The organism is Streptomyces sp. NPDC016677, assembly GCF_055562815.1.
Genome location: NZ_JBVHEO010000017.1, coordinates 67,001 through 85,924, shown reverse-complemented (window position 1 = coordinate 85,924; position 18,924 = coordinate 67,001). Strand labels below are relative to the sequence as shown.

Here is an 18,924-nt window from a genome sequence, read left to right as displayed (position 1 = left end):
GCCGGCGGACGGCCCAGGAACACGAACAGGCCCCCTGCCTGCGGAGAACCCGCAGGCAGGGGGCCTACACGCGTCTATGCGTGGGCGGTTACTTCTTCTTGCCCTGGTTCTTGACCGCCTCGATCGCCGCCGCCGCCGCGTCCGGGTCGAGGTAGGTGCCGCCGGGGTTGACCGGCTTGAAGTCGGCGTCCAGTTCGTAGGAGAGCGGGATGCCGGTGGGGATGTTGAGGCCCGCGATGTCGGCGTCGGAGATGCCGTCGAGGTGCTTGACCAGGGCGCGGAGCGAGTTGCCGTGGGCGGCGACCAGGACGACCCGGCCGGTCAGGAGGTCGGGGACGATCGAGTCGAACCAGTACGGGAGCATCCGCGCGACGACGTCCTTCAGGCACTCCGTCTGCGGGCGCAGCTCGGGCGGGAGGGCCGCGTAGCGCGGGTCGGAGAACTGGGAGTACTCGGCGTCGTTGGCGAGCGCCGGCGGCGGGGTGTCGTAGGAGCGGCGCCACAGCATGAACTGCTCCTCGCCGAACTCCGCGAGGGTCTGGGCCTTGTCCTTGCCCTGGAGGGCGCCGTAGTGGCGCTCGTTCAGGCGCCAGGAGCGGTTGACCGGGATCCAGAGGCGGTCGGCGGACTCCAGGGCGAGCTGCGCGGTGCGGATGGCGCGCTTCTGGAGGGAGGTGTGCACGACGTCGGGGAGCAGGCCGGCGTCCTTCAGCAGCTCACCGCCGCGCGTCGCCTCCTTCTCGCCCTTCGGGGTGAGGTTGACGTCCACCCAGCCGGTGAACAGGTTCTTCTCGTTCCACTCGCTCTCGCCGTGGCGGAGGAGGATCAGCTTGTACGGTGCGTCGGCCATGGGTCCGAGCGTAATCGACGCCCTGCGGCGACCGCCCCCGGTGCCCGGTGGGCGGACGGCCCGGGGCGGGTGTTAATCCAGTGGTCGCCGGGACGACGGCTGAGTAAGGTGTGCTTGCTGCTGCGGTGCTTACATCTGCTCTACGGGGGGTCCATGCCAGCCGCCGGTCCGATACGTGCCGTCCGGGAGTCCGTCTCGGGGCTCCCCCGCGAGTTCTGGTGGCTGTGGACCAGCACCCTCGTCAACCGGCTCGGTGCCTTCGTCGCCACGTTCATGGCGCTGTACCTGACGCTGGACCGCGGCTACTCCGCCTCGTACGCCGGTCTCGTCGCCTCCCTGCACGGGCTCGGCGGGGTGATCTCCTCGCTGGCCGGCGGGGTGATGGCCGACCGGCTGGGGCGGCGGCCGACGCTGCTGGTGGCGCAGACGTCGACGGCCGCGTCCGTCGCGCTGCTCGGGTTCATGCAGCACCCGGTGGCCATCGCGGCCGTCGCCTTCCTGGTGGGCGCGGCCTCCAACGCCTCGCGGCCGGCCGTGCAGGCGATGATGGCGGACATCGTGCGGCCCGAGGACCGGGTGCGGGCCTTCTCGTTGAACTACTGGGCGATCAACCTCGGGTTCGCCGTGTCGTCCATGGCGGCCGGGTTCATCGCGGAGTTCAGCTATCTCGCCGGGTTCCTGATCGAGGCGGGGATGACGCTGGTCTGCGCGGTCGTCGTCTTCCTGAAGGTGCCCGAGTCCCGGCCGAAGCTCCGGGCGGCCACGGCCGACGAGGTTCCCGTATCGCTGGGCACGGTGCTGCGCGACGGGCGGTTCATGGGTGTCGTGGGGTTGTCGTTCCTGGTGGCGCTGATCTTTCAGCAGGGGTCCGTGGGGCTGCCGGTGGCGATGGGGAACGCCGGGTTCTCGGCGGCCGACTACGGCCTGGCCATCGCCGTCAACGGCGTGCTCATCGTCGTACTCCAGATCCCGGTGACCCGCTTCATCGAGCACCGCGATCCCCGGCGGTTGCTGATCGTGTCGTCCCTGCTCGCCGGGTACGGGTTCGGGCTCACCGCCTTCGCCGGGTCGGTCGGCGTCTTCGCCCTCACGGTGTGCGTCTGGACCCTGGCCGAGATCGTCAACGCGCCGACCCAGACGGGGCTGGTCGTCCAGCTCTCCCCGGCGCGGGGGCGCGGCCGGTACCAGGGCATGTACAGCATGTCCTGGTCCGTCGCCGCGCTGGTCGCGCCGCTGATGAGCGGTTTCGTCATCGACCGGTACGGCGCCGCGTGGCTGTGGGGCATGTGCGCGGTGATCGGCACGGTGGCCGGGCTCGGGTACGCGGTACTGATGCGGCGCCTGCCGGCGGAGGCGTCCGCGATCGCCGAGGGCACCGCGACCGGTACCGAGCAGGAGGTCAGCCGGGCCTGAGGGGACCCTGTCGCACCACGCGGTGGCGGAGATAAACGACCCCCGACCCGAAAGTGCGGGTCTCGACCAGTTCGAGGTCGACCCGGCGTTCGTGCCGGGGGAAGAACGGGATGCCGCCGCCGAGCAGCACCGGACAGACCAGGGTGCGGTACTCGTCGATCAGGCCCGACGCGGCCACGTCGGCGGCCAGGGTCGCGCCGCCGATCGCGATGTCGCCCTCCCCCGGCTCGGCCCGCCACCGCTCGATCTCCTCCGCCGGACTGCCGGAGGCCAGGCGGGCGTTGCCCTCCACCGCCGTGAGGGAGTGGGAGAACACCACCTTGGGGAGCGGCTTCCACAGCGCGGCCCATTCGAGCGACGGCTCGTCGAGCGACGGGTCCTGGTCGGCGGTCTCCCAGTACAGCATCGCCTCGTACAGCCGTCGTCCCAGCAGGTGGACGCCGATGTCCCGGGTCTCGTCGAGCCAGAAGCGGAAGACGTCCGGGTCGGGTTCCGACCAATCGATGCCGCCGTCCGGCCCGACGATGTAACCGTCGAGCGAGACGTTCATCGCGTAGGTCACGCTGCGCATCGGGGGGCCTCCTCGGTGACGGTTTCAACGATTTCGACGGTTTCGACGTTTTCGATGGTTTCAACCGTAATACCCCCCCCTTGAGGGCCTCCCGAGGCACTCACGGATGCATCCGCGCCCCCTTCAGCACCTTGTCCACCGCGTTCCTCGGCCCGTACACCGCGAGGCCCACCAGGTCCAGGTCGGCGGTGGGGACGGCGCGTACCGCCGCGCGGTTGTCGCGGTCGTTGCCGGTGGTGAAGAGGTCGGCGGTGAAGACGGAGCGGGGCAGGGCGCGGGTCAGGGCGCGGGTGTGGGCCGTCCTCAGGGTCTCCTTCGTGCCCTCGAAGACCAGGACCGGCTGCCGGAACATGGGGAGGTAGGGGACGCCGTCCGCGTCCTCGTACGGCTCGCCGACCACCTCGGGGACCTGCGGGCCCAGGCCGCTGACCAGGAACGCGGTCACGTTCAGGCGCTGCCAGGTCTCCAGGTCCGCGCGAAGCAGTACGGCGATCTTGGTGTCGAAGCGGACGGGTCCGGTGTCAGTCGTGCCTTCCATGATCCGAGCATGGCGGCCGGCCCGCCGACCGGTCTTGTACGTTTTTTGCATGGCCGCACCCAGGAGCGCACACCGGGACGGCACCGCCGTCTCCGCCTGGCGTCCGCGCGTCCCGGGCGTCGTGGAGGTCTTCCACGCCCGGTTCACCGAGTACGCCTACCCGATGCACGTGCACGAGGCGTGGACGCTGCTGATCGTGGACGACGGGGCCGTACGGTACGACCTGGACCGGCACGAGCACGGCACCCCGCACGACACAGTGACCCTGCTGCCGCCGCACGTCCCGCACAACGGCTCCCCCGCCACGCCGGGCGGCTTCCGCAAGCGGGTGCTGTACCTCGACGGCTCCCGGCTGGGGGACGATCTGATCGGGCCGGCCGTGGACCGGCCGGACCTGCGGGACCCGGTGCTGCGGCGGCGGGTGGGACAGCTGCACGGCGCGCTGACGCAGCCCGGGGAGGAACTGGAGGCGGAGAGCCGGCTGACGCTGATCGGCGAGCGGCTGCGTACGCATCTGCGGCCGGCGGGCGCGCGGCCGGTGCGCCGGGACCCGGCGCTGGCGCGGCGGTTGCGGGAGCTGCTCGACGAGCGGCTGGTCGACGGGCTCAGCCTGGCGGAGGCCACCGGTCTGCTGCCGGCCCATCCGGCCCACCTGGTACGGGCGTTCAGCGGGGCGTACGGGATCGCGCCGCACCAGTACCTGATGTCCCGCCGGGTGGACCGGGCCCGGCGGCTGCTGCTCGCGGGCGACGCCCCGGCCGACGTGGCCACCGCCACCGGCTTCTACGACCAGGCCCATCTGACCCGGCACTTCAAGAAGCTGGTGGGGGTGACCCCCGGCCGCTACCGGACCAGTACGGCCACGGCGCTCACCTGACGTCGACGTAGTCCCCGGCGGCCGTCGCGCCGCCGGTGGTGGCCGTCTCGCCGAACGTCCAGCGCCAGTAGCCGTCCGTGGCCGCCTTGACCGTGGTCTTCAGGGCGCCGGTGGAGTTCGCGCGGACCGTCTTGACCGTGCTGTAGCCGCTGGTGCCGGCCTCGCGGAACTGGAGCTTGGCCAGCTTGTCGCCGAAGCCGGTGTACTTGTGCTTGACCCAGTCGGCGCGGGTGGCGGTGCCGGTGACGGTGAGGGTCTTGCCCTTGGCGACCGGTTCCGGGGCGGCGTTGACGGTGACCTTCGCGGCCCGCTTGACCGCGACGCTGCCCTTCCCGGTCAGGTACTCCTCGGACTTCACCTGGCCGGACTTGGTCCACAGCATGGCGTGGAAGGCGAGCTTCCAGGTGGTGGCGTCGTTGTTGGAGTCCAGCCGGTAGGGCGGGTCGATGTAGAGGGTGCCCTCGCAGTCGGCGGCGCGGGTGCCGTCCTCGTAACAGGTGTACGAGCCCGCGTAGATGCCGCCGGACTCGGCGCCCTTGGCGGCGGTGGTGCCGTGGTACAGGAACGGGCTGAAGTCCACGGTGCTCATGGAGTAGCCCGCCGGCCAGCTGACGTGGAAGCTGATCGTCGGTTCGACCTCGGCGGTGGTGCCCACCACGATGGGCTTGCCCTTGTTCAGGACCACCTGGGACACCGATATCCCGGTGTCGGCGGCCTCCGCGGCCGGGGCGGTGAACGCCGCGAGGGCGAGCGCTCCCGCGAGCGCCGCGGCCACGGTGCCGGTTCTGCCTGTGCTCATGCACGGCCTCTCAGTGGAGAAGGGAGTGAACCGCCGCACATTAACAGGCTGTTCAGCCGGCGTCGTCCCCGGTGGGGCGCTGGGTGAGCGACTTGAACGCGTCCAGGTTGCGGGTCGGCTCACCGCGTGCCGTGCGCCACTCGTACTCCTTGCGGATCGCGCTCGCGAAGCCCAGCTCGAGCAGGGTGTTGAAGGCGCCGTCGGCGGCCTCCAGGACCTGGCCGAGCAGGCGGTCGATCTCGTCGGGGGTGACGGCGGGGAGGGGGAGGCGGGCGGTGACGTAGATGTCGCCGAGGCGGTCGACGGCGTAACTGACGCCGTAGAGCCTGAGGTTGCGCTCCAGCAGCCAGCGGTGGACGCCCGGCTCGTTCTCGTCGGGGTGGCGGATGACGAAGGCGTTGAGGGAGAGGGAGTGGCGGCCCGCGATCAGGGAGACGGTGGTGGAGAGCTTGCGGGTGCCGGGGAGCGTGACGACGTAGCTGCCGGGCTCGGGGCTCTCCCACTCCAGGCCGGCGTCCCGCAGGGCCTCCTCGACGGTCCGCGCCGCCGTCCGCTGTGCATCGTCAGCCATGGTGGGAGGGTACGCGACGGCGGTGGGACTGCATCGCGGCCGCGTAGACGTCGGCGGTGGCGGCGGCGGCCGTGTCCCAGCCGAAGGACCGCGCGTGCCGGGCGGCGGCGTCGCCCATGCGGGGCACGAGTTCGGGATTGTCGGCGAAATCGCGCAGTACGCGCGCGTACGCGGCCGGATCGTGGCCGTTCACCAGGAAGCCGGTCCGTCCGTCGCGCACCGCGACCGGCAGACCGCCGACCGCCGCGGCGAGCACCGGAGTGCCGGCCGCCTGCGCCTCTATGGCGACCAGGCCGAAGGACTCGCTGTAGGACGGCATCACCAGCACGGACGCGGCCCGGAACCAGTCGGCGAGCTGGTCCTGTCCGACGGGCGGGCGGAACCGTACGACGTCCGCGATGCCGAGCCGGGCCGCCAGCTTCTGCAGGCCCTCCGGTTTGGCGAGGCCGCTGCCGCTGGGACCGCCGACGACGGGGACGACGACGCGGGAGCGCAGCTCGGGGCGTTCGGCGAGCAGGACGGCCACGGCGCGCAGGAGCACGTCGGGGGCCTTGAGGGGTTGTATACGGCCCGCGAAGAGGGGGATCAGGGCGTCCTGGGGCAGGCCGAGGCGGGCGCGGGCGGCGGCGCGGCCGTCGGCGGGGCGGAACCGGTCGAGGTTGACGCCGGGGTGGACGACGGCCACGCGCGCGGGGTCGGCGGCGTAGTGCCGGACCAGCTCGCCGGCCTCCTCCTCGGTGTTGGCGATCAGCCGGTCGGAGGCGGTGACGATCTGGGTCTCGCCGATGACGCGGGCGGCGGGTTCGGGGGTGTCGCCCTCGGCCAGGTTGGCGTTCTTGACCTTGGCCATGGTGTGCATGGCGTGCACCAGGGGGGCGCCCCAGCGCTGGGCGGCGAGCCAGCCGACGTGGCCGGAGAGCCAGTAGTGCGAGTGGACGAGGTCGTAGTAGCCGGGGCGGTGGCCCGCCCACGCCTGCATCACGCCGTGCGTGAAGGCGCACAGCTGGGCCGGGAGGTCCTCCTTGGCGAGGCCCTCGTAGGGGCCGGCGTCGACGTGCCGGACCAGGACGCCGGGGGACAGCTCCACGGTCGGCGGGAGGGTGGCGGTGGTGGACCGGGTGAAGACCTCGACCTCGATGTTGATCGCGGCCAGGCGCTGCGCCAGTTCCACGATGTAGACGTTCATGCCGCCGGCGTCGCCCGTGCCGGGCTGGTGCAGCGGTGAGGTGTGCACGGAGAGCATGGCGACGCGACGGGGCCTGCGGCGGGGCCGCAGGCGCGCGGGGGCCGCCGCCGAACGACGCCCGAGCCTGCCGGCGTACTGGCTCACGGGGCGTTCCTCCTTGCTGCGGGCGGCCGGTCCGGAGGGCGCGCCTCGCCCTCCACCGGAGTGGAACGCGGGAGCGCTGTGCCTCATTCCGGTTTCCTCGCTTTTACCGAATCATTGCCATTGATCGCTCAACCGTTCGATGCGTGGCTGCGTACGCGTACCTCCGGACAGCGCGGTCCGGCTCCGGCCCGCCGCTTACCCTCGTAGGCATGCCACCCCGCGCCGCGCCCGTCCCTCATTCCCGGATCCGTTCGGCGAGCGGGGGGTCCCGCGCCGTGGGCACGGTCACGCGCGGGACGACCAATCCGAACCGGCTGCGCCGCATGGACCGGTGGATCGCGGCCACCCACGGCGCCGAACTGCGCCGGGCCGGCGACCCCGTCGCCGTCGACCTCGGGTACGGGGCGGCCCCCTGGACCGCCGTCGAGCTGCTGCACCGGCTGCGGGGCGTGGCGCCACGCGCGCGTGTCGTGGGCGTCGAGATCGACCCGGCGCGGGTCGCGGCGGCCCAGCCGTACGCGCGCGAGGGCCTCGGCTTCCGGCACGGCGGCTTCGAGATCCCGCTCCCCGGGCGGCCCCTGCTGGTCCGCGCGGCGAACGTGCTGCGCCAGTACGACGAGGCCGAGGTCGCCGCGGTGTGGCGGCGGCTGTGCGCGCGGCTCGCCCCGGCGACCGGACACTCCCGGGGCGGACTGCTGGTCGAGGGCACCTGCGACGAGATCGGGCGGCGGCACGTGTGGGTGGCGCTGGGGCCCGAGGGGCCGCGCACGGTCACCTTCGCGACCCGCCTCGGCTCCCTGGACCGCCCCTCGGACCTGGCCGAACGGCTGCCGAAGGCGCTGATCCACCGCAACGTCCCCGGCGAGCCGGTCCACGCCTTCCTGCGCGACTTCGACCGCGCCTGGGCCGCCGCCGCGCCCTACGCCTCCTACGGCGCCCGCCAGCGGTGGATGCGCGCGGTGCGGGACCTCACGGCCGACTGGCCGGTGACGGACGGGCCGGTGCGATGGCGGCAGGGGGAAGTGACGGTGCGGTGGGGGGCGTTGGCGCCGCGCGGGTGACTTCTGCGGGGCGGCGGGGCGCTGGGGCGCTGGGGCGCTGGGGCGCTGGGCTGCCGGGAACGATCGTTTCGTGCCGTTCGTCACCTGGGCGGGAGGTGCGGTGCGGCTCGGCGGGAGGTGTGGTGCGGCTCGGGGGTCAGGTGCGCCTGGGGGGCGAGGTGCGCTCGGGGGACGAGGTGTTCCTGCGGGACAACGGGGAAAAGAACGGCTTCTGTCGGTCTCTGACTGCCTCTGTCGCTCCGCGATCCGACATGGCACGATCCCCGGGGAAACGGGGCGTTACCGACGGTTGACCAGCGTGGGGGCACAGATATGGGTTCGGGGAAGCGTGGCCTGATCACCGCGGCCGTGGCCGTGGTCTGCGCGGTGACGGTGCTGACCACACCGGGCACGGCGTTCGCGGACCCGGGCCCCGTCCCGGCCCCGGCGGTCACCGTCACCCCGGACGAGGACCTGGAAGCCGTACGCGACAAGCTCGACCGGCTCTACCGGGAGGCCGCCGCCGCCACCGACGCGTACAACGCGGCCGAGGAGCGGGCCGAGCAGCAGTCCGCGCAGGTCGTCGAGCTGGCCGAGAAGATCGTCGAGGGCCAGGAGGAACTGGACGGCCTGGAGGCGCGCGCCGCCGCCTCGGCCCGTGCCCAGTACCGCACCGGTGGCCTGCCCGACGAGGCCAGGCTGATGCTCAGCGACGACCCGCAGGAGTTCCTGGACGGCGCGGGCCGGGTGCTCCAGGGCCAGCGCGCCACCAAGGGCCTGCTCGGGGAGATGAAGCGCGCGCAGGCGGCCCTGAAGACCTACACGGCGGACGCCTCCGAGCAGTGGGAGCGGATGGAGGCCAACCGCGCGGCGAAGGCCGCCGCGCGGAAGACGGTGGAACAGCGGATCGCGGCGGCCGAGAAGCTGGAGTCCGCGCTGGAGAAGGAGGAGAAGAAGCGCCTCGCCCGGCTGGAGCGCGAGGCGGCGCGGCGGGCGCAGAGCGCCTGGCTCGACTCCGGCGTCCTCGACGGGATCGGCGAGGAGGCCACCGAGCGGGGCGCGAAGGCGGTGCGGTACGCCACGGCCCAGATCGGCAAGCCGTACGTGTGGGGCGCCGAGGGCCCGGCGTCCTTCGACTGCTCCGGGCTCACGTCACAGGCCTGGGCCTCGGCCGGCCAGGGCATCCCGCGCACCTCGCAGGAGCAGTGGCGGCAGCTCAGGCGCGTGGCCGTGGAGGACATGCGGCCCGGCGACCTGATCATCTACTTCGACGACGCCAGCCACGTGGGAATGTACGTCGGCGACGGCAAGGTCGTGCACGCCCCCCGGCCGGGGCGCTCGGTGACGGTCGCGGGCGCGGGCACCATGCCGATCCTCGGGGTGGTCCGGCCCGAGGAGTGAGGGCGCGTGACACGGGCGGGCGTGAGGCACACCACGTGACCGACTCCACGCCGCCGCCCGGTACCGCCCGCGCGGCGACGTGACGTTCGTCATCCCCCGGAGCCCGGACGGCTGTCCAACTGCGTTACGGAACGCGGCATATGACAGTGGACGTTGGCAAGCCGACGTGCCGCGCGCCATTCCGCTGCCCGCCCGGCACCCGCTATGGTCCCCGTCGGTGGGTCGAGGTCCCTCGCCCCGCCGTGCCCTCGGGGGGAGGGAAGGAACCAAGACGATGCCCGTACCCGTACCGCGGCAGAGAGCGATCCCGGCCGCGGAGAGTGGTCAGGCGCAGGCCGCGTCCCATGACGGCGGCCCTTCAGTCGAACAGGCCCCACCACGGAAGGACACCGCCCGAGACACCGGCAGCGGCGCAGGCACCGGCACCGGCGCAGGCACCGGCGGGCAGGACTCCCGCCAGGAGCCGGCCGCCGCCGAACCCGCCGCGCACACCAACCTCACCCTGCTGCTCATCGAGGACGACCCGGCCGGCTCGCCCATCGTGCCCGACCTGCTGGACCAGACCGGCAAGCCGATCCGCGTCCGCACCGCCCGCAACCTCACCGAGGCCGAGCGGCTGCTGACCCACGACGTCCACTGCATCCTGCTGGACCTCGCCCTGCCCGCCCCCGGCGGCGCGGACGACGACGAACTGGCGGTCCTCAAGCACGTACTGGAACTCGCGCCCCGGCACGCCGTCCTCGCCCTCACCTCGTCGTCCGACGCCGAGCGCGGCGCCGAGGCGGTGGCGGTCGGCGCCCAGGACTACCTCTTCCGCGACGAACTGGACGGACGGCTGCTGAGCCGCGCCATCCGGTACGCCGTCGAGCGCAAGCGGTCCGACTCCGCCGAGCGGCGGCTGGCCGAGGGCAGGCTGCGCGCCCAGGAGAACCGCCGGCTGGAGCGCGGCCTGCTGCCGACCCCGCTGCTGGACGGCTCCCCGCTGCGGTTCGCCGCCCGCTACCGCCCCGGCCGCTCCCGCGCCCTGCTCGGCGGCGACTTCTACGACGTCGTCCGCACCCCCGACGGCACCGTGCACGCCATGATCGGCGACGTCTGCGGGCACGGCCCGGACGAGGCGGCGCTCGGCGTGGAGCTGCGGATCGCCTGGCGGGCGCTGACCCTGGCGGGGCTCTGCGGCGACCAGTTGCTGGGCACGCTCCAGGAGGTGCTGGAGCACGAGCGCGGGGACGACGAGATCTTCGCGACGCTGTGCACCGTGGACATCGCGCCGGACGGCCGCCGGGCCGGGCTGTGCCTGGCCGGGCACCCGGCACCGCTGATCGCCCGTCCCGGCGTACCCGCGCGGCTGCTGCCGTACGACAACAACGGCCCGGCGCTCGGGCTGCTGCCGGGGGCGCGCTGGCCCCGGACGCAGGTGGAGCTGGGGGCCGAGTGGAGCCTGATGCTCTACACCGACGGGCTGATCGAGGGCCATGTCGGCGAGGGCCGGGAACGGCTCGGGCAGGACGGCATGGTGGAGCTGGTGCGCCGGCAGCGCGAGGAGGGCCTGCGGGGGGAGGCGCTGCTGCGGGCCACCGTCACCGAGGTCCGCCGGCTGAACGGCGGCGAGCTGGCGGACGACGTGGCCGTGGTGCTGCTGGACCGGGTGGCCTGAGCCGTCGGCCCGCGCGGGGGTCAGCGGCCCCCGTTGTACGGCCCGTACGGACCGTCGCTGCTGCTGCCCCGGCGGGTGTTGCGGCCGCCGCCCGGCAGGCCGCGCAGCGCGGGGCGTACGTCGACCATGTACACGATCGTGGCGATGAGGCCGATGACCGGCAGGAACGACAGGATGTTGAAGATCAGGTTCACCACGAAGGCGAGGCCGAGGATGATCAGCCAGAACGGCTTGGTCTTCTTGTCGGCCGCGCGGTAGGCGTCCTCACGGCGCGTGGCCGCGTCGATCAACGCGAAGCCGCTGAACACGATCAGGGCCATGCTCAGCAGCCACATGAAGCCCGCGAACCCCTGCATCAGCACAACGTCCACCACCAGACTCGGGTCGTCCCTACGCCGTCACCGTACCCGTACAACGGACCGGGCACCCCGAGGGTGCCCGGTCCGTCGCCCCCGCCGTCGTCACTTGGCGGACGGCGTGGACTTCTTGGTGCCGGCGGTCGTGCTGGTGGTGGCGGTCTTCTTCGCCGGGGCCTTGCGGGCGGCGGGGGTCTTCTTCGCCGCGGCGGCGGCGGTCGCCGGAGTCGCCACCGGGGTGGCCGTGGCGGACTTCTCCTCCTCGACCTTGACCGGCTCGGCCTTCGGCTCGACGGCCACGGCCAGCTCCTCGACCTCCTCGGCGACGTCCTCGATGCCCTCGGCGGCCTGGCCGCGCCAGGTCCGCACGGCCTGCTCGCCGTGCTCGGCGACCTTCTCGTAGGTCTCCTTGGCCTTCACGGCGTACTCGGCGGCCACGCCGACCGAGCGCAGCGCGAGGTCCTGGGCGGTCTCACCGAGCTTCTTGAGGTCGGTGTCGAGGGAGCCGATGAACTCGTTGACCTTGGTCTGGAGCGTCCCCTGCGTCTCCTTGACGCGGGCGCTCGCCTTCTCCTGGACGGCCTTGGGGTCGGTGTTGCGCACGGCCTCGATACGGGCGGGGGCCTCGGTGCGCAGCTGGTCCACCAGGACGGGCACCTTCTTGGCCTGCTGCCAGGCCAGGTCGGCGGTGCCCGCGGCGAAGTAGAGCGGCGTGGGGTCGCTGAGGGTCTTGCGCAGATCGTCGGTGATGGCCATGGTGACGGTCCTCCCGGATCACGTTCGGCTGAGGGTTTTCGGAGCGTTGTACGGGTCTCCCGCGCGGGGCCGGCGGCCGGTGGCCGCTTCCTACCCGGCCGTCCGCCGCGGGGCGGCGTCGTCGCCGCCGGTCCCGCGGGTACGCGCGTCGGCCGCGCGCGGGCCACGTATGGAGGTGTCGTCGCGCACGTCGTCGCGCACGTCGTCGCGGGCAACGCCGGGGGCACCGCCGGGGGCGCCGTCGCCCCCCTCCGCGTCCTGAGCCTCCGCCGTGTCCCGCGCGCCGGCCACGAACCCGTTCTCCTTGCGGAAGGACTCGTAGATCTGGAGCAGCACCTGCTTCTGCCGCTCGGTGAGCGTGGGATCGGCGAGGATGACGGCCGTCGTCGCGCCGTCCCGTCGGTACTCCTCCCGGTCCCGCTCGGCATCCAGGATCCCGGCCCGCACGTACAGCGTCTCGGCGGAGATCCGCAGCGCCTTGGCGACCTGCTGGAGCACCTCCGCGCTCGGCTTGCGCAGCCCGCGCTCGATCTGGCTCAGGTACGGATTGGACACCCCCGCGGCGTCGGCGAGCTGCCGCAGCGACAGCTGCGCACTGCGCCGCTGCTCGCGCAGGTACTCACCGAGACTGCCGACGTTGAGCGATGCCATGCCTCCACGATGCACGACTCTGCTAACTATTGCAAGCAAGCTGCTTGCAACAGTCGCCCCCGCCCCGCGCCCCCGGGCCGCGCGCGGCGGCCCCGGCCCGCTACCGTGAGCGCCCGTGATCGTATGGCTCAACGGCACCCACGGCGTGGGCAAGACCACGACCGCCGCGCTCGTGCAGCGGCTGATCCCGGACTCGCGGGTGTTCGACGCCGAGAAGGTCGGCGAGACGCTCATGGACATCAAGCCGCAACTGCCCGGCGCCGGGGCGGAGAACTTCCAGCACTGGCCGCCGTGGCGACCGCTCGTCGTCGAGACCGCCCGCCGGGTGCTCGACTACACCGGCGGCACCCTGGTGGTGCCGATGACGGTCCTGGTCGAGCAGTACTGGCGTGAGATCAGCACCGGCCTCGACCGGCACGGCGCCCCGGTACGGCACTTCGTCCTCCACGCCGACCGGGCGGCCCTGCGCGAGCGCATCGCGGGTGACACGGCCGTCGGCCCGGACTCCTCGTTCCGTCTCCAGTACCTGGAGCCCTACGCCGAGGCCGCCCGCACCTGGCTGCACGCCGAGGCCGAGGTCGTCGACACCACGCGCCTCACCCCGGCCGAGGCAGCGCGGCGGATCGCGGAGGCCGTCAAGGGCTGAGGCCGGCGGGGTGCGGGGACTGCCCGGCCCCACCGGACTGGCCGGCCCCACCGGACTGCCCGGCCTCGGGGCTAACCGGCCGATCCCGGTGCGCGCAGTCCCGCCGTCAGCATGCGGATCAGCAGGTCGTAGCTGTCGTCCATGTCCTCGGGGAGTCCGAAGCCGCCCTGGGCCTCCAGTACGGCGAACCCGTGGACGGCCGCGCGCAGGCAGCGGATGGCGTGGACGGCGGCGGAGTCCTCCAGGCCGTAGGCGCGCAGGGCGGCGGCGATGATGCCGATCAGCCGGTCGCCGACCTCGGTGGTGCGCGGGTCCGGGCTCTGGAGGGTGGCCGTGTAGCGGTGCGGGTACTGCTGGACGTAGCGCCGCCAGGCCGTCAGCAGCGCGCGGACCGCCTCGTCGGCCGAGCGGCCGAGGACCGCCTCCCCGACCTGGTCGGCGAGGTCGCCGATGACGCGGGCGGAGACCAGGGCGCGCAGTTCGGCGAGGTTGCGTACGTGCTTGTACAGGGACGGGGTGGCCACCCCGGCCCGGGCGGACACCGCCGCGAGGGTGAGCGCCTCGGGCCCCTTCTCGTCGAGGATCGCGAGGGCGACGTCCACGACCGCGCCCGGGGACAGCGCCGCCCTAGCCACGCCGCACCTCCGCCAGGAAGTCCAGGACGAGCGCGGCGACCGTGCCGGGGAACTGGGTGTGGGGGTAGTGGCCCGCGCCCTCGACCAGTTCCAGGCGGCCCAGCCCGGCCGGCAGGGCGGCCACGACGCCCTCCCCCTCCGCCCGGGGGTCGGGCCAGTCGGGATCGAGCGTGCCCATCACCACCAGGGCGGGGCAGCGGACGTCGGCGAGCCGGGCGCCGGCGTCGCCGGGCGAGGCCATGCCCACCTTGCCGAGCACGGCCATCCGGCCGGGCCGGCGCAGATCGGCCTCCAGCGCGGCGAGGTGCGCGTCGAACCCGGCGGGCCTGGCGCCGGGGCAGGCGTGGCGCAGGTAGCGCTTCCACAGCCGCACGCTGCGCAGCAGGCCCGCGCCCATCAGCAGGGCCATGCCCTTGCGGTACCGGGCGTTCGAGAAGAGCGCGCGGACGTCGGCCTTCTGCGGGCGGGTGAACGGGCCGATCTCGACGACGCCGTCGACCAGACCCGGCTCCTCGGCCGCGGCGACGGTGGCGGCACCGCCGCCGAAGGAGTGCCCGACGACGACGGCGGGACCGCCCAGGTGCCGGATCAGGGCGAGGACGTCGCGAGCCGTGTCGGTACGGGTGTACGACGCCCAGCCGGCGCTGGACCCGCCGTGCCCCCGCAGATCCGTCGCGGCGACCCGGTACCCGCCCGCGACCAGCCGGGCGGCCACCTCCCGGAAGGCCGCCCGGTTGTCCCCCATCCCGTGCACCAGGACCACCAGCGGTCCGCTGCCGGCCACCTCGTACGCCAGCCGGCCGCCGTCGACGTCGAGGAACGCGGTCTCGCCCACACCTTCGCTATTACTCATAACCTAAAGGCTAATACTATTAGCCGCCCCGCGCCACCCCGATGCGCCCCCGGCTCCAGCAGCCGGGCGCCGGTCTCCGCCAGACCGACGTCGACCTCACCCCGTTGCCTAAAGGGTTTAGGCAATGCCATACTGTTTTAGGCAAATGAAAGGACCCTCATGGCAAGAGCCGGACTGACCAGGGAGCGGCTGATCTCAGCCGGTGCCGAGCTGGCGGACGAGGCCGGCTTCGCGCAGGTGACCGTGTCGGCGCTGGCCAGGCGGTTCGACGTCAAGGTCGCGAGCCTCTACTCCCACCTGAGGAACTCCCAGGAGCTGAAGACCGGCATCACCCTGCTCGCCCTCGACGAGCTGGCCGACCGGGCCGCCGACGCGCTCGCCGGACGGGCCGGCCGGGACGCCCTGACCGCCCTGGCCAACGTCTACCGCGACTACGCCCGCGAGCACCCCGGCCGCTTCGCCGCGGCCCAGCTCCGGCTCGACCCGGAGACCGCCGCCGCCAGCGCGGGCGTCCGGCAGGCCCAGCTGACGCGGGCGCTGCTGCGCGGCTACGACCTGACCGAACCCGACCAGACCCACGCCGTCCGTCTCCTCGGCAGCGTCTTCTACGGCTACGTCAGCATGGAGCTGGGCGGCAGCTTCAGCCACAGTTCCCCCGGCCCCGACGAGTCCTGGACCCGCGTCCTGGACGCCCTCGACGCCCTGCTGCGCAACTGGCCCGCGGCCCCCGCCCCCTCACCGACAGGTCACTGACCATGCACACCATCGCCCTCGACACCCCAGGTCTCCTCCGCGGCGCCCTCGACCTCGAACGCACCCCGCACGGCCTGCTGCCGCACCGGCTCCCCGCCCGCGCCCGCGCCCAGTGCGCCGACCCGCAGCTCGCCCTGGCCGAGAGCCAGCCCTCCGGCGTACGGCTGGCCTTGCGCACCCGCGCCACCACCGTCGAGCTGGACACCCTCCCCACCAAGCGCCTCTACACCGGCGCCCCGCCCCGCCCGGACGGCGTCTACGAACTCCTCGTCGACGGCGTCCCGCACGCCCGGGCCACCGCCACCGGCGGCCACACCCTCACCGTCGACCTGAGCACGGGCAGCACCGAGCACCGCACCGGCGCCCCCGCCACCCTGCGCTTCACGGACCTGCCGGACCGCGACAAGGACGTCGAGATCTGGCTGCCGCACAACGAGACGACCGAGCTGGTCGCCCTGCGCGCCGACGCCCCCGCCGAGCCCCTCCCCGACCGGGGCCGCAAGGTCTGGCTGCACCACGGCAGTTCGATCAGCCACGGCTCGGACGCCGCGCACCCCACCGGCACCTGGCCCGCCCGCGCCGCCCTGCGCGCCGGGGTGGAGCTGGTCAACCTGGGGCTGGGCGGCAGCGCCCTGCTCGACCCGTTCACCGCCCGCGCGATGCGGGACACCCCCGCCGACCTGATCAGCGTCAAGATCGGCATCAATCTCGTCAACGCCGACCTGATGCGGCTGCGCGCCTTCGGCCCGGCCGTGCACGGCTTCCTGGACACCATCCGCGAGGGCCACCCGACGACCCCGCTCCTGGTGATCTCCCCCCTCTACTGCCCCCTGCACGAGGACACCCCCGGCCCCACCGCCTTCGACCCCGCCGCGCTCGCCGAGGGCCGGCTCGGCTTCCACGCCGCCGGCGACCCCGCCGAGGTCGCCGCCGGAAAGCTCACCCTCACCGTCGTCCGCGCGGAACTCGACCGCATCGTCCGCGACCGCGCGGCCGACGATCCGCACCTGCGCCACCTCGACGGCCGCACCCTGTACGGCGAGACCGACCACGCCGAACTCCCGCTGCCCGACGGCCTGCACCCGGACGCCGCCACCCACCTGCGCATCGGTGACCGCTTCGCCGAGCTGGCCCTCTCCCCGGGCGGCCCGCTCACCTGAACCGCGCTCAGAACGGCAACGGCCGCCCGTGCACCACGTCCAGCCGCGACACCGCCCGGGTCAGGACGACGTACAGCCGGTTGAGCCCCCGCTCCTCCGCCGCCGCGATCGCCGCCGGTTCGACGGCGACGACATGGTCGTACTCCAGCCCCTTGACCGCACGCGCCGGGACCACGGCCGGGCGGGCGCCGGGGTCCTCGGGGCCGGCCGCCGCGATCCCGGCGGCGGCGAGGGCCGCGCGCACCCGGTCCACGTCCGCGTCGGCCGCGATCACCCCGACCGACCCCTCCCGGACGAGCGCGGCGCGCACGGCGGCCACGACCGCGTCCGGTACGTCCCCGGGTCCGGCGACCGGCCGCATCGTCAGCTCACCGTCCCCGCGCAGGGAACGGGCCGCCGGGACGTCCACGTCCAGCCGCCCGAGCAGCCGGTTGGCGAGGCCGACGACCGCCTTCGGCACCCGGTGCCCGGTGGTCAGCTCCGCCACGGCCGCGTCGGGCCGGCCGAGGTGGCCGAGGACCGTCCGCCAGGACCGCGCCGCCCACGGCGTGGTCCCCTGCGCCAGGTCCCCCAGGACGGTGAGCGAACCGAAGGCGGCCCGGCGGGCGATGGCCCGGCACTCCATCGGGGAGAGGTCCTGCGCCTCGTCGACGACGACATGGCCGTACCCCTCGGGGCGGTCGAGGAGCCCGGCGGCCTCGTCGAGGAGGACCAGGTCGGCGGCGGACCACCGCGCCGACCGCCACGACCGCGGCGGACGCCGCCACAGCAGCGCCGCCCGCTCCGCACCGTCCAGCACCCCCTCGGCCGCCTCGGCCAGGGCCACCGGGTCGGTCAGCAGCCCGGCGACGACCTCCTCGGGCCGCACCCGGGGCCATACGGCGTCCAGGCAGGCGGCGAGGGGCCGGGACCGCCCGGTCCGCCGCACCCAGGCCGCGCCACAGGTCTCCCCGCGCCGTTCGGCCCGGTCCTGGAGGTGCCGCACGATCCGGGCCCGTACCCGCTCCCGCCCGGTGTCGTACGGGGGTTCCTCGGCCCGTACGTCCGCCACGATCCGCGCCAGCTCCTCGGCCGGCACCCGCCGGCGGACGGACCCGTCCGGCACCTCCAGATCCCGCGCGGCCCCGGCGCGCACCCGCCCGTACAGCGCCCGGCGCAGCACCTCGGCCATCCGGGCGTCGTGCTTGACGGCGGCGGTCCGCGCCTCGTCGGTGCCGGTGACCGGGTGCCGGGCGATCTCCTCCGTCAGCGTCGACTGCCGTACGCCGCTCTCCCCGAGGGCGGGCAGGACCTCCTCGATGTAGCCGAGGAAGGCACGGCTGGGCCCGAGGACCAGCAGCCCGCCGCGCCGCATCCGGCGCGGGTGGGTGTAGAGCAGGTACGCGGCCCGGTGCAGCCCGACGGCGGTCTTGCCGGTGCCGGGGGCGCCCTGCACGCAGAGCGACTCCGTCAGGGCGGCGCGGACGAGGTCGTCCTGCTCGGGCTGGATGGTCGCGGCGATGTCCCGCATGGGTCCGACCCGGGGGCGTTCGATCTCCCGGACGACGATCTCGCTCGCCCGGGACTCGCCCCGGCCGAGGTGCTCGTCCTCCAGACCGGTGAGGTCGGCGGAGTCGCCCCGGCTGCCGGGCGCCCAGCCGAACCGGCGGCGGGTCTCCACACCCTGTGGATCGCGGGCGGTGGCCTGGTAGAAGGCGCGGGAGACGGGGGCCCGCCAGTCGACGACCAGCGGCGGGGCGGCCGGGTGCTCGGAGATCCGCAGCCGCCCGATGTGCAGCGGGCCCTCGGCGAGGTCCAGCCGCCCGAAGAACAGCGGCCCCTCGGGCAGTTCGCGCAGCGCCTTGGCGCGGCTGCGCAGCCGGTGTCCGAGGACCTCGGCGTCGGCACCGGAGGCGGAGACGTCCTCGTCGGTGACGACGTGGTCCCGGGCACCGTCGACCATCCCGGCGAGGGCGGCGCGGCAGTGCTCGTGATGGGCGCGTTCCCGGGCGAGGGCGGCCCGGAGGGCGGGTTCGGGTGACGTCATTCCACCGAGCGTACCGGAATGGCGTTACCGAGTTAAATAAT

At 73.8% G+C, this 18,924-nt stretch carries 20 protein-coding genes; 8 read left to right on the top strand and 12 right to left on the bottom strand.

Annotated elements, in window-relative coordinates:
• Positions 1 to 88: 88 nt before the first annotated feature.
• On the bottom strand, positions 89 to 850 hold the full coding sequence (locus tag ACZ3IG_RS31120; RefSeq protein WP_467436234.1) for a phosphoglyceromutase: 762 nt from the start codon (positions 848 to 850) through the stop codon (positions 89 to 91).
• Between the two features lie 153 nt (positions 851 to 1,003).
• Between ACZ3IG_RS31120 and ACZ3IG_RS31115 the strand changes: the two genes are divergently transcribed.
• Positions 1,004 to 2,263, top strand: coding sequence for an MDR family MFS transporter (locus ACZ3IG_RS31115; protein WP_467436232.1), 1,260 nt, complete (start codon positions 1,004 to 1,006; stop codon positions 2,261 to 2,263).
• Here the strand turns inward: ACZ3IG_RS31115 and ACZ3IG_RS31110 are convergent.
• Positions 2,250 to 2,834 (bottom strand): dihydrofolate reductase family protein, encoded by a 585-nt coding sequence (locus ACZ3IG_RS31110; protein WP_467436231.1) that lies wholly within the window; start codon positions 2,832 to 2,834, stop codon positions 2,250 to 2,252. The two genes, ACZ3IG_RS31115 and ACZ3IG_RS31110, sit on opposite strands and share 14 nt — an antisense overlap.
• A 100-nt stretch (positions 2,835 to 2,934) precedes the next feature.
• Positions 2,935 to 3,372, bottom strand: coding sequence for a DUF2000 family protein (locus tag ACZ3IG_RS31105; RefSeq protein ID WP_467436229.1), 438 nt, complete (start codon positions 3,370 to 3,372; stop codon positions 2,935 to 2,937).
• A gap of 49 nt (positions 3,373 to 3,421) precedes the next feature.
• Here ACZ3IG_RS31105 and ACZ3IG_RS31100 point away from each other — a divergent pair, with 49 nt between their 5' ends.
• On the top strand, positions 3,422 to 4,249 hold the full coding sequence (locus ACZ3IG_RS31100) for an AraC family transcriptional regulator (RefSeq protein WP_467436228.1): 828 nt from the start codon (positions 3,422 to 3,424) through the stop codon (positions 4,247 to 4,249).
• Here ACZ3IG_RS31100 and ACZ3IG_RS31095 read toward each other — a convergent pair.
• The 3 genes from ACZ3IG_RS31095 to mshA are packed head-to-tail and all read right to left on the bottom strand — an operon-like array spanning position 4,242 to position 6,949.
• Positions 4,242 to 5,048 carry a hypothetical protein gene (locus ACZ3IG_RS31095; RefSeq protein WP_467436227.1) on the bottom strand — a complete coding sequence of 269 codons (807 nt, stop codon included), beginning with the start codon at positions 5,046 to 5,048 and terminating at the stop codon, positions 4,242 to 4,244. The two genes, ACZ3IG_RS31100 and ACZ3IG_RS31095, sit on opposite strands and share 8 nt — an antisense overlap.
• Before the next feature lie 52 nt (positions 5,049 to 5,100).
• The gene (locus ACZ3IG_RS31090) at positions 5,101 to 5,619 is read right to left on the bottom strand and encodes a type III secretion system chaperone family protein (protein WP_467436226.1); all 519 of its coding nucleotides are present in this window, start codon (positions 5,617 to 5,619) and stop codon (positions 5,101 to 5,103) included.
• Positions 5,612 to 6,949, bottom strand: coding sequence for a D-inositol-3-phosphate glycosyltransferase (gene mshA / locus ACZ3IG_RS31085; RefSeq protein WP_467436225.1), 1,338 nt, complete (start codon positions 6,947 to 6,949; stop codon positions 5,612 to 5,614). Before mshA ends, ACZ3IG_RS31090 begins: the two co-directional genes overlap by 8 nt.
• 275 nt (positions 6,950 to 7,224) lie before the next feature.
• On the opposite strand from mshA, the gene ACZ3IG_RS31080 reads away from it, so the two are divergent.
• The 3 genes from ACZ3IG_RS31080 (at position 7,225) to ACZ3IG_RS31070 (ending at position 11,047) form a co-directional block, all read left to right on the top strand.
• A complete protein-coding gene (locus ACZ3IG_RS31080; protein ID WP_467436223.1) occupies positions 7,225 to 8,010 on the top strand; it encodes a methyltransferase domain-containing protein in 786 nt (261 codons plus the stop codon).
• Between the two features lie 312 nt (positions 8,011 to 8,322).
• Entirely contained in the window at positions 8,323 to 9,390 is a 1,068-nt protein-coding gene (locus ACZ3IG_RS31075) for a C40 family peptidase (RefSeq protein WP_467436222.1), read from the top strand.
• 274 nt (positions 9,391 to 9,664) lie between these two features.
• Positions 9,665 to 11,047 (top strand): PP2C family protein-serine/threonine phosphatase, encoded by a 1,383-nt coding sequence (locus ACZ3IG_RS31070; RefSeq protein ID WP_467436220.1) that lies wholly within the window; start codon positions 9,665 to 9,667, stop codon positions 11,045 to 11,047.
• A gap of 20 nt (positions 11,048 to 11,067) precedes the next feature.
• Here the strand turns inward: ACZ3IG_RS31070 and ACZ3IG_RS31065 are convergent, their stop codons facing one another.
• From ACZ3IG_RS31065 to ACZ3IG_RS31055, 3 genes are all read right to left on the bottom strand, one after another.
• A complete protein-coding gene (locus ACZ3IG_RS31065; protein ID WP_215170612.1) occupies positions 11,068 to 11,403 on the bottom strand; it encodes a DUF2516 family protein in 336 nt (111 codons plus the stop codon).
• A 105-nt stretch (positions 11,404 to 11,508) separates the two neighbouring features.
• Positions 11,509 to 12,159 (bottom strand): hypothetical protein, encoded by a 651-nt coding sequence (locus ACZ3IG_RS31060; RefSeq protein ID WP_467436219.1) that lies wholly within the window; start codon positions 12,157 to 12,159, stop codon positions 11,509 to 11,511.
• Positions 12,160 to 12,249: 90 nt separating this feature from the next.
• A complete protein-coding gene (locus tag ACZ3IG_RS31055; protein WP_467436218.1) occupies positions 12,250 to 12,810 on the bottom strand; it encodes a helix-turn-helix domain-containing protein in 561 nt (186 codons plus the stop codon).
• Positions 12,811 to 12,925: 115 nt separating this feature from the next.
• On the opposite strand from ACZ3IG_RS31055, the gene ACZ3IG_RS31050 reads away from it, so the two are divergent.
• The gene (locus ACZ3IG_RS31050) at positions 12,926 to 13,456 is read left to right on the top strand and encodes a P-loop nucleotide/nucleoside kinase family protein (protein WP_467436216.1); all 531 of its coding nucleotides are present in this window, start codon (positions 12,926 to 12,928) and stop codon (positions 13,454 to 13,456) included.
• 71 nt (positions 13,457 to 13,527) lie between these two features.
• On the opposite strand, the gene ACZ3IG_RS31045 is transcribed toward ACZ3IG_RS31050, so the two are convergent.
• Together ACZ3IG_RS31045 and ACZ3IG_RS31040 are read right to left on the bottom strand one after the other, a co-directional pair.
• Complete coding sequence (locus ACZ3IG_RS31045; RefSeq protein ID WP_467436215.1) at positions 13,528 to 14,091, bottom strand: TetR/AcrR family transcriptional regulator; 564 nt, start codon at positions 14,089 to 14,091, stop codon at positions 13,528 to 13,530.
• Positions 14,084 to 14,944, bottom strand: coding sequence for an alpha/beta fold hydrolase (locus ACZ3IG_RS31040; protein ID WP_467436214.1), 861 nt, complete (start codon positions 14,942 to 14,944; stop codon positions 14,084 to 14,086). The genes ACZ3IG_RS31045 and ACZ3IG_RS31040 overlap by 8 nt, the downstream gene beginning before the upstream one ends.
• Before the next feature lie 159 nt (positions 14,945 to 15,103).
• Here ACZ3IG_RS31040 and ACZ3IG_RS31035 point away from each other — a divergent pair, with 159 nt between their 5' ends.
• On the top strand, positions 15,104 to 15,697 hold the full coding sequence (locus ACZ3IG_RS31035; protein ID WP_467436213.1) for a TetR/AcrR family transcriptional regulator: 594 nt from the start codon (positions 15,104 to 15,106) through the stop codon (positions 15,695 to 15,697).
• Between the two features lie 2 nt (positions 15,698 to 15,699).
• Entirely contained in the window at positions 15,700 to 16,857 is a 1,158-nt protein-coding gene (locus tag ACZ3IG_RS31030) for an SGNH/GDSL hydrolase family protein (RefSeq protein WP_467436212.1), read from the top strand.
• A 7-nt stretch (positions 16,858 to 16,864) separates the two neighbouring features.
• Here the strand turns inward: ACZ3IG_RS31030 and ACZ3IG_RS31025 are convergent, their stop codons facing one another.
• Entirely contained in the window at positions 16,865 to 18,883 is a 2,019-nt protein-coding gene (locus ACZ3IG_RS31025; protein WP_467436210.1) for a HelD family protein, read from the bottom strand.
• Positions 18,884 to 18,924: the final 41 nt, after the last annotated feature.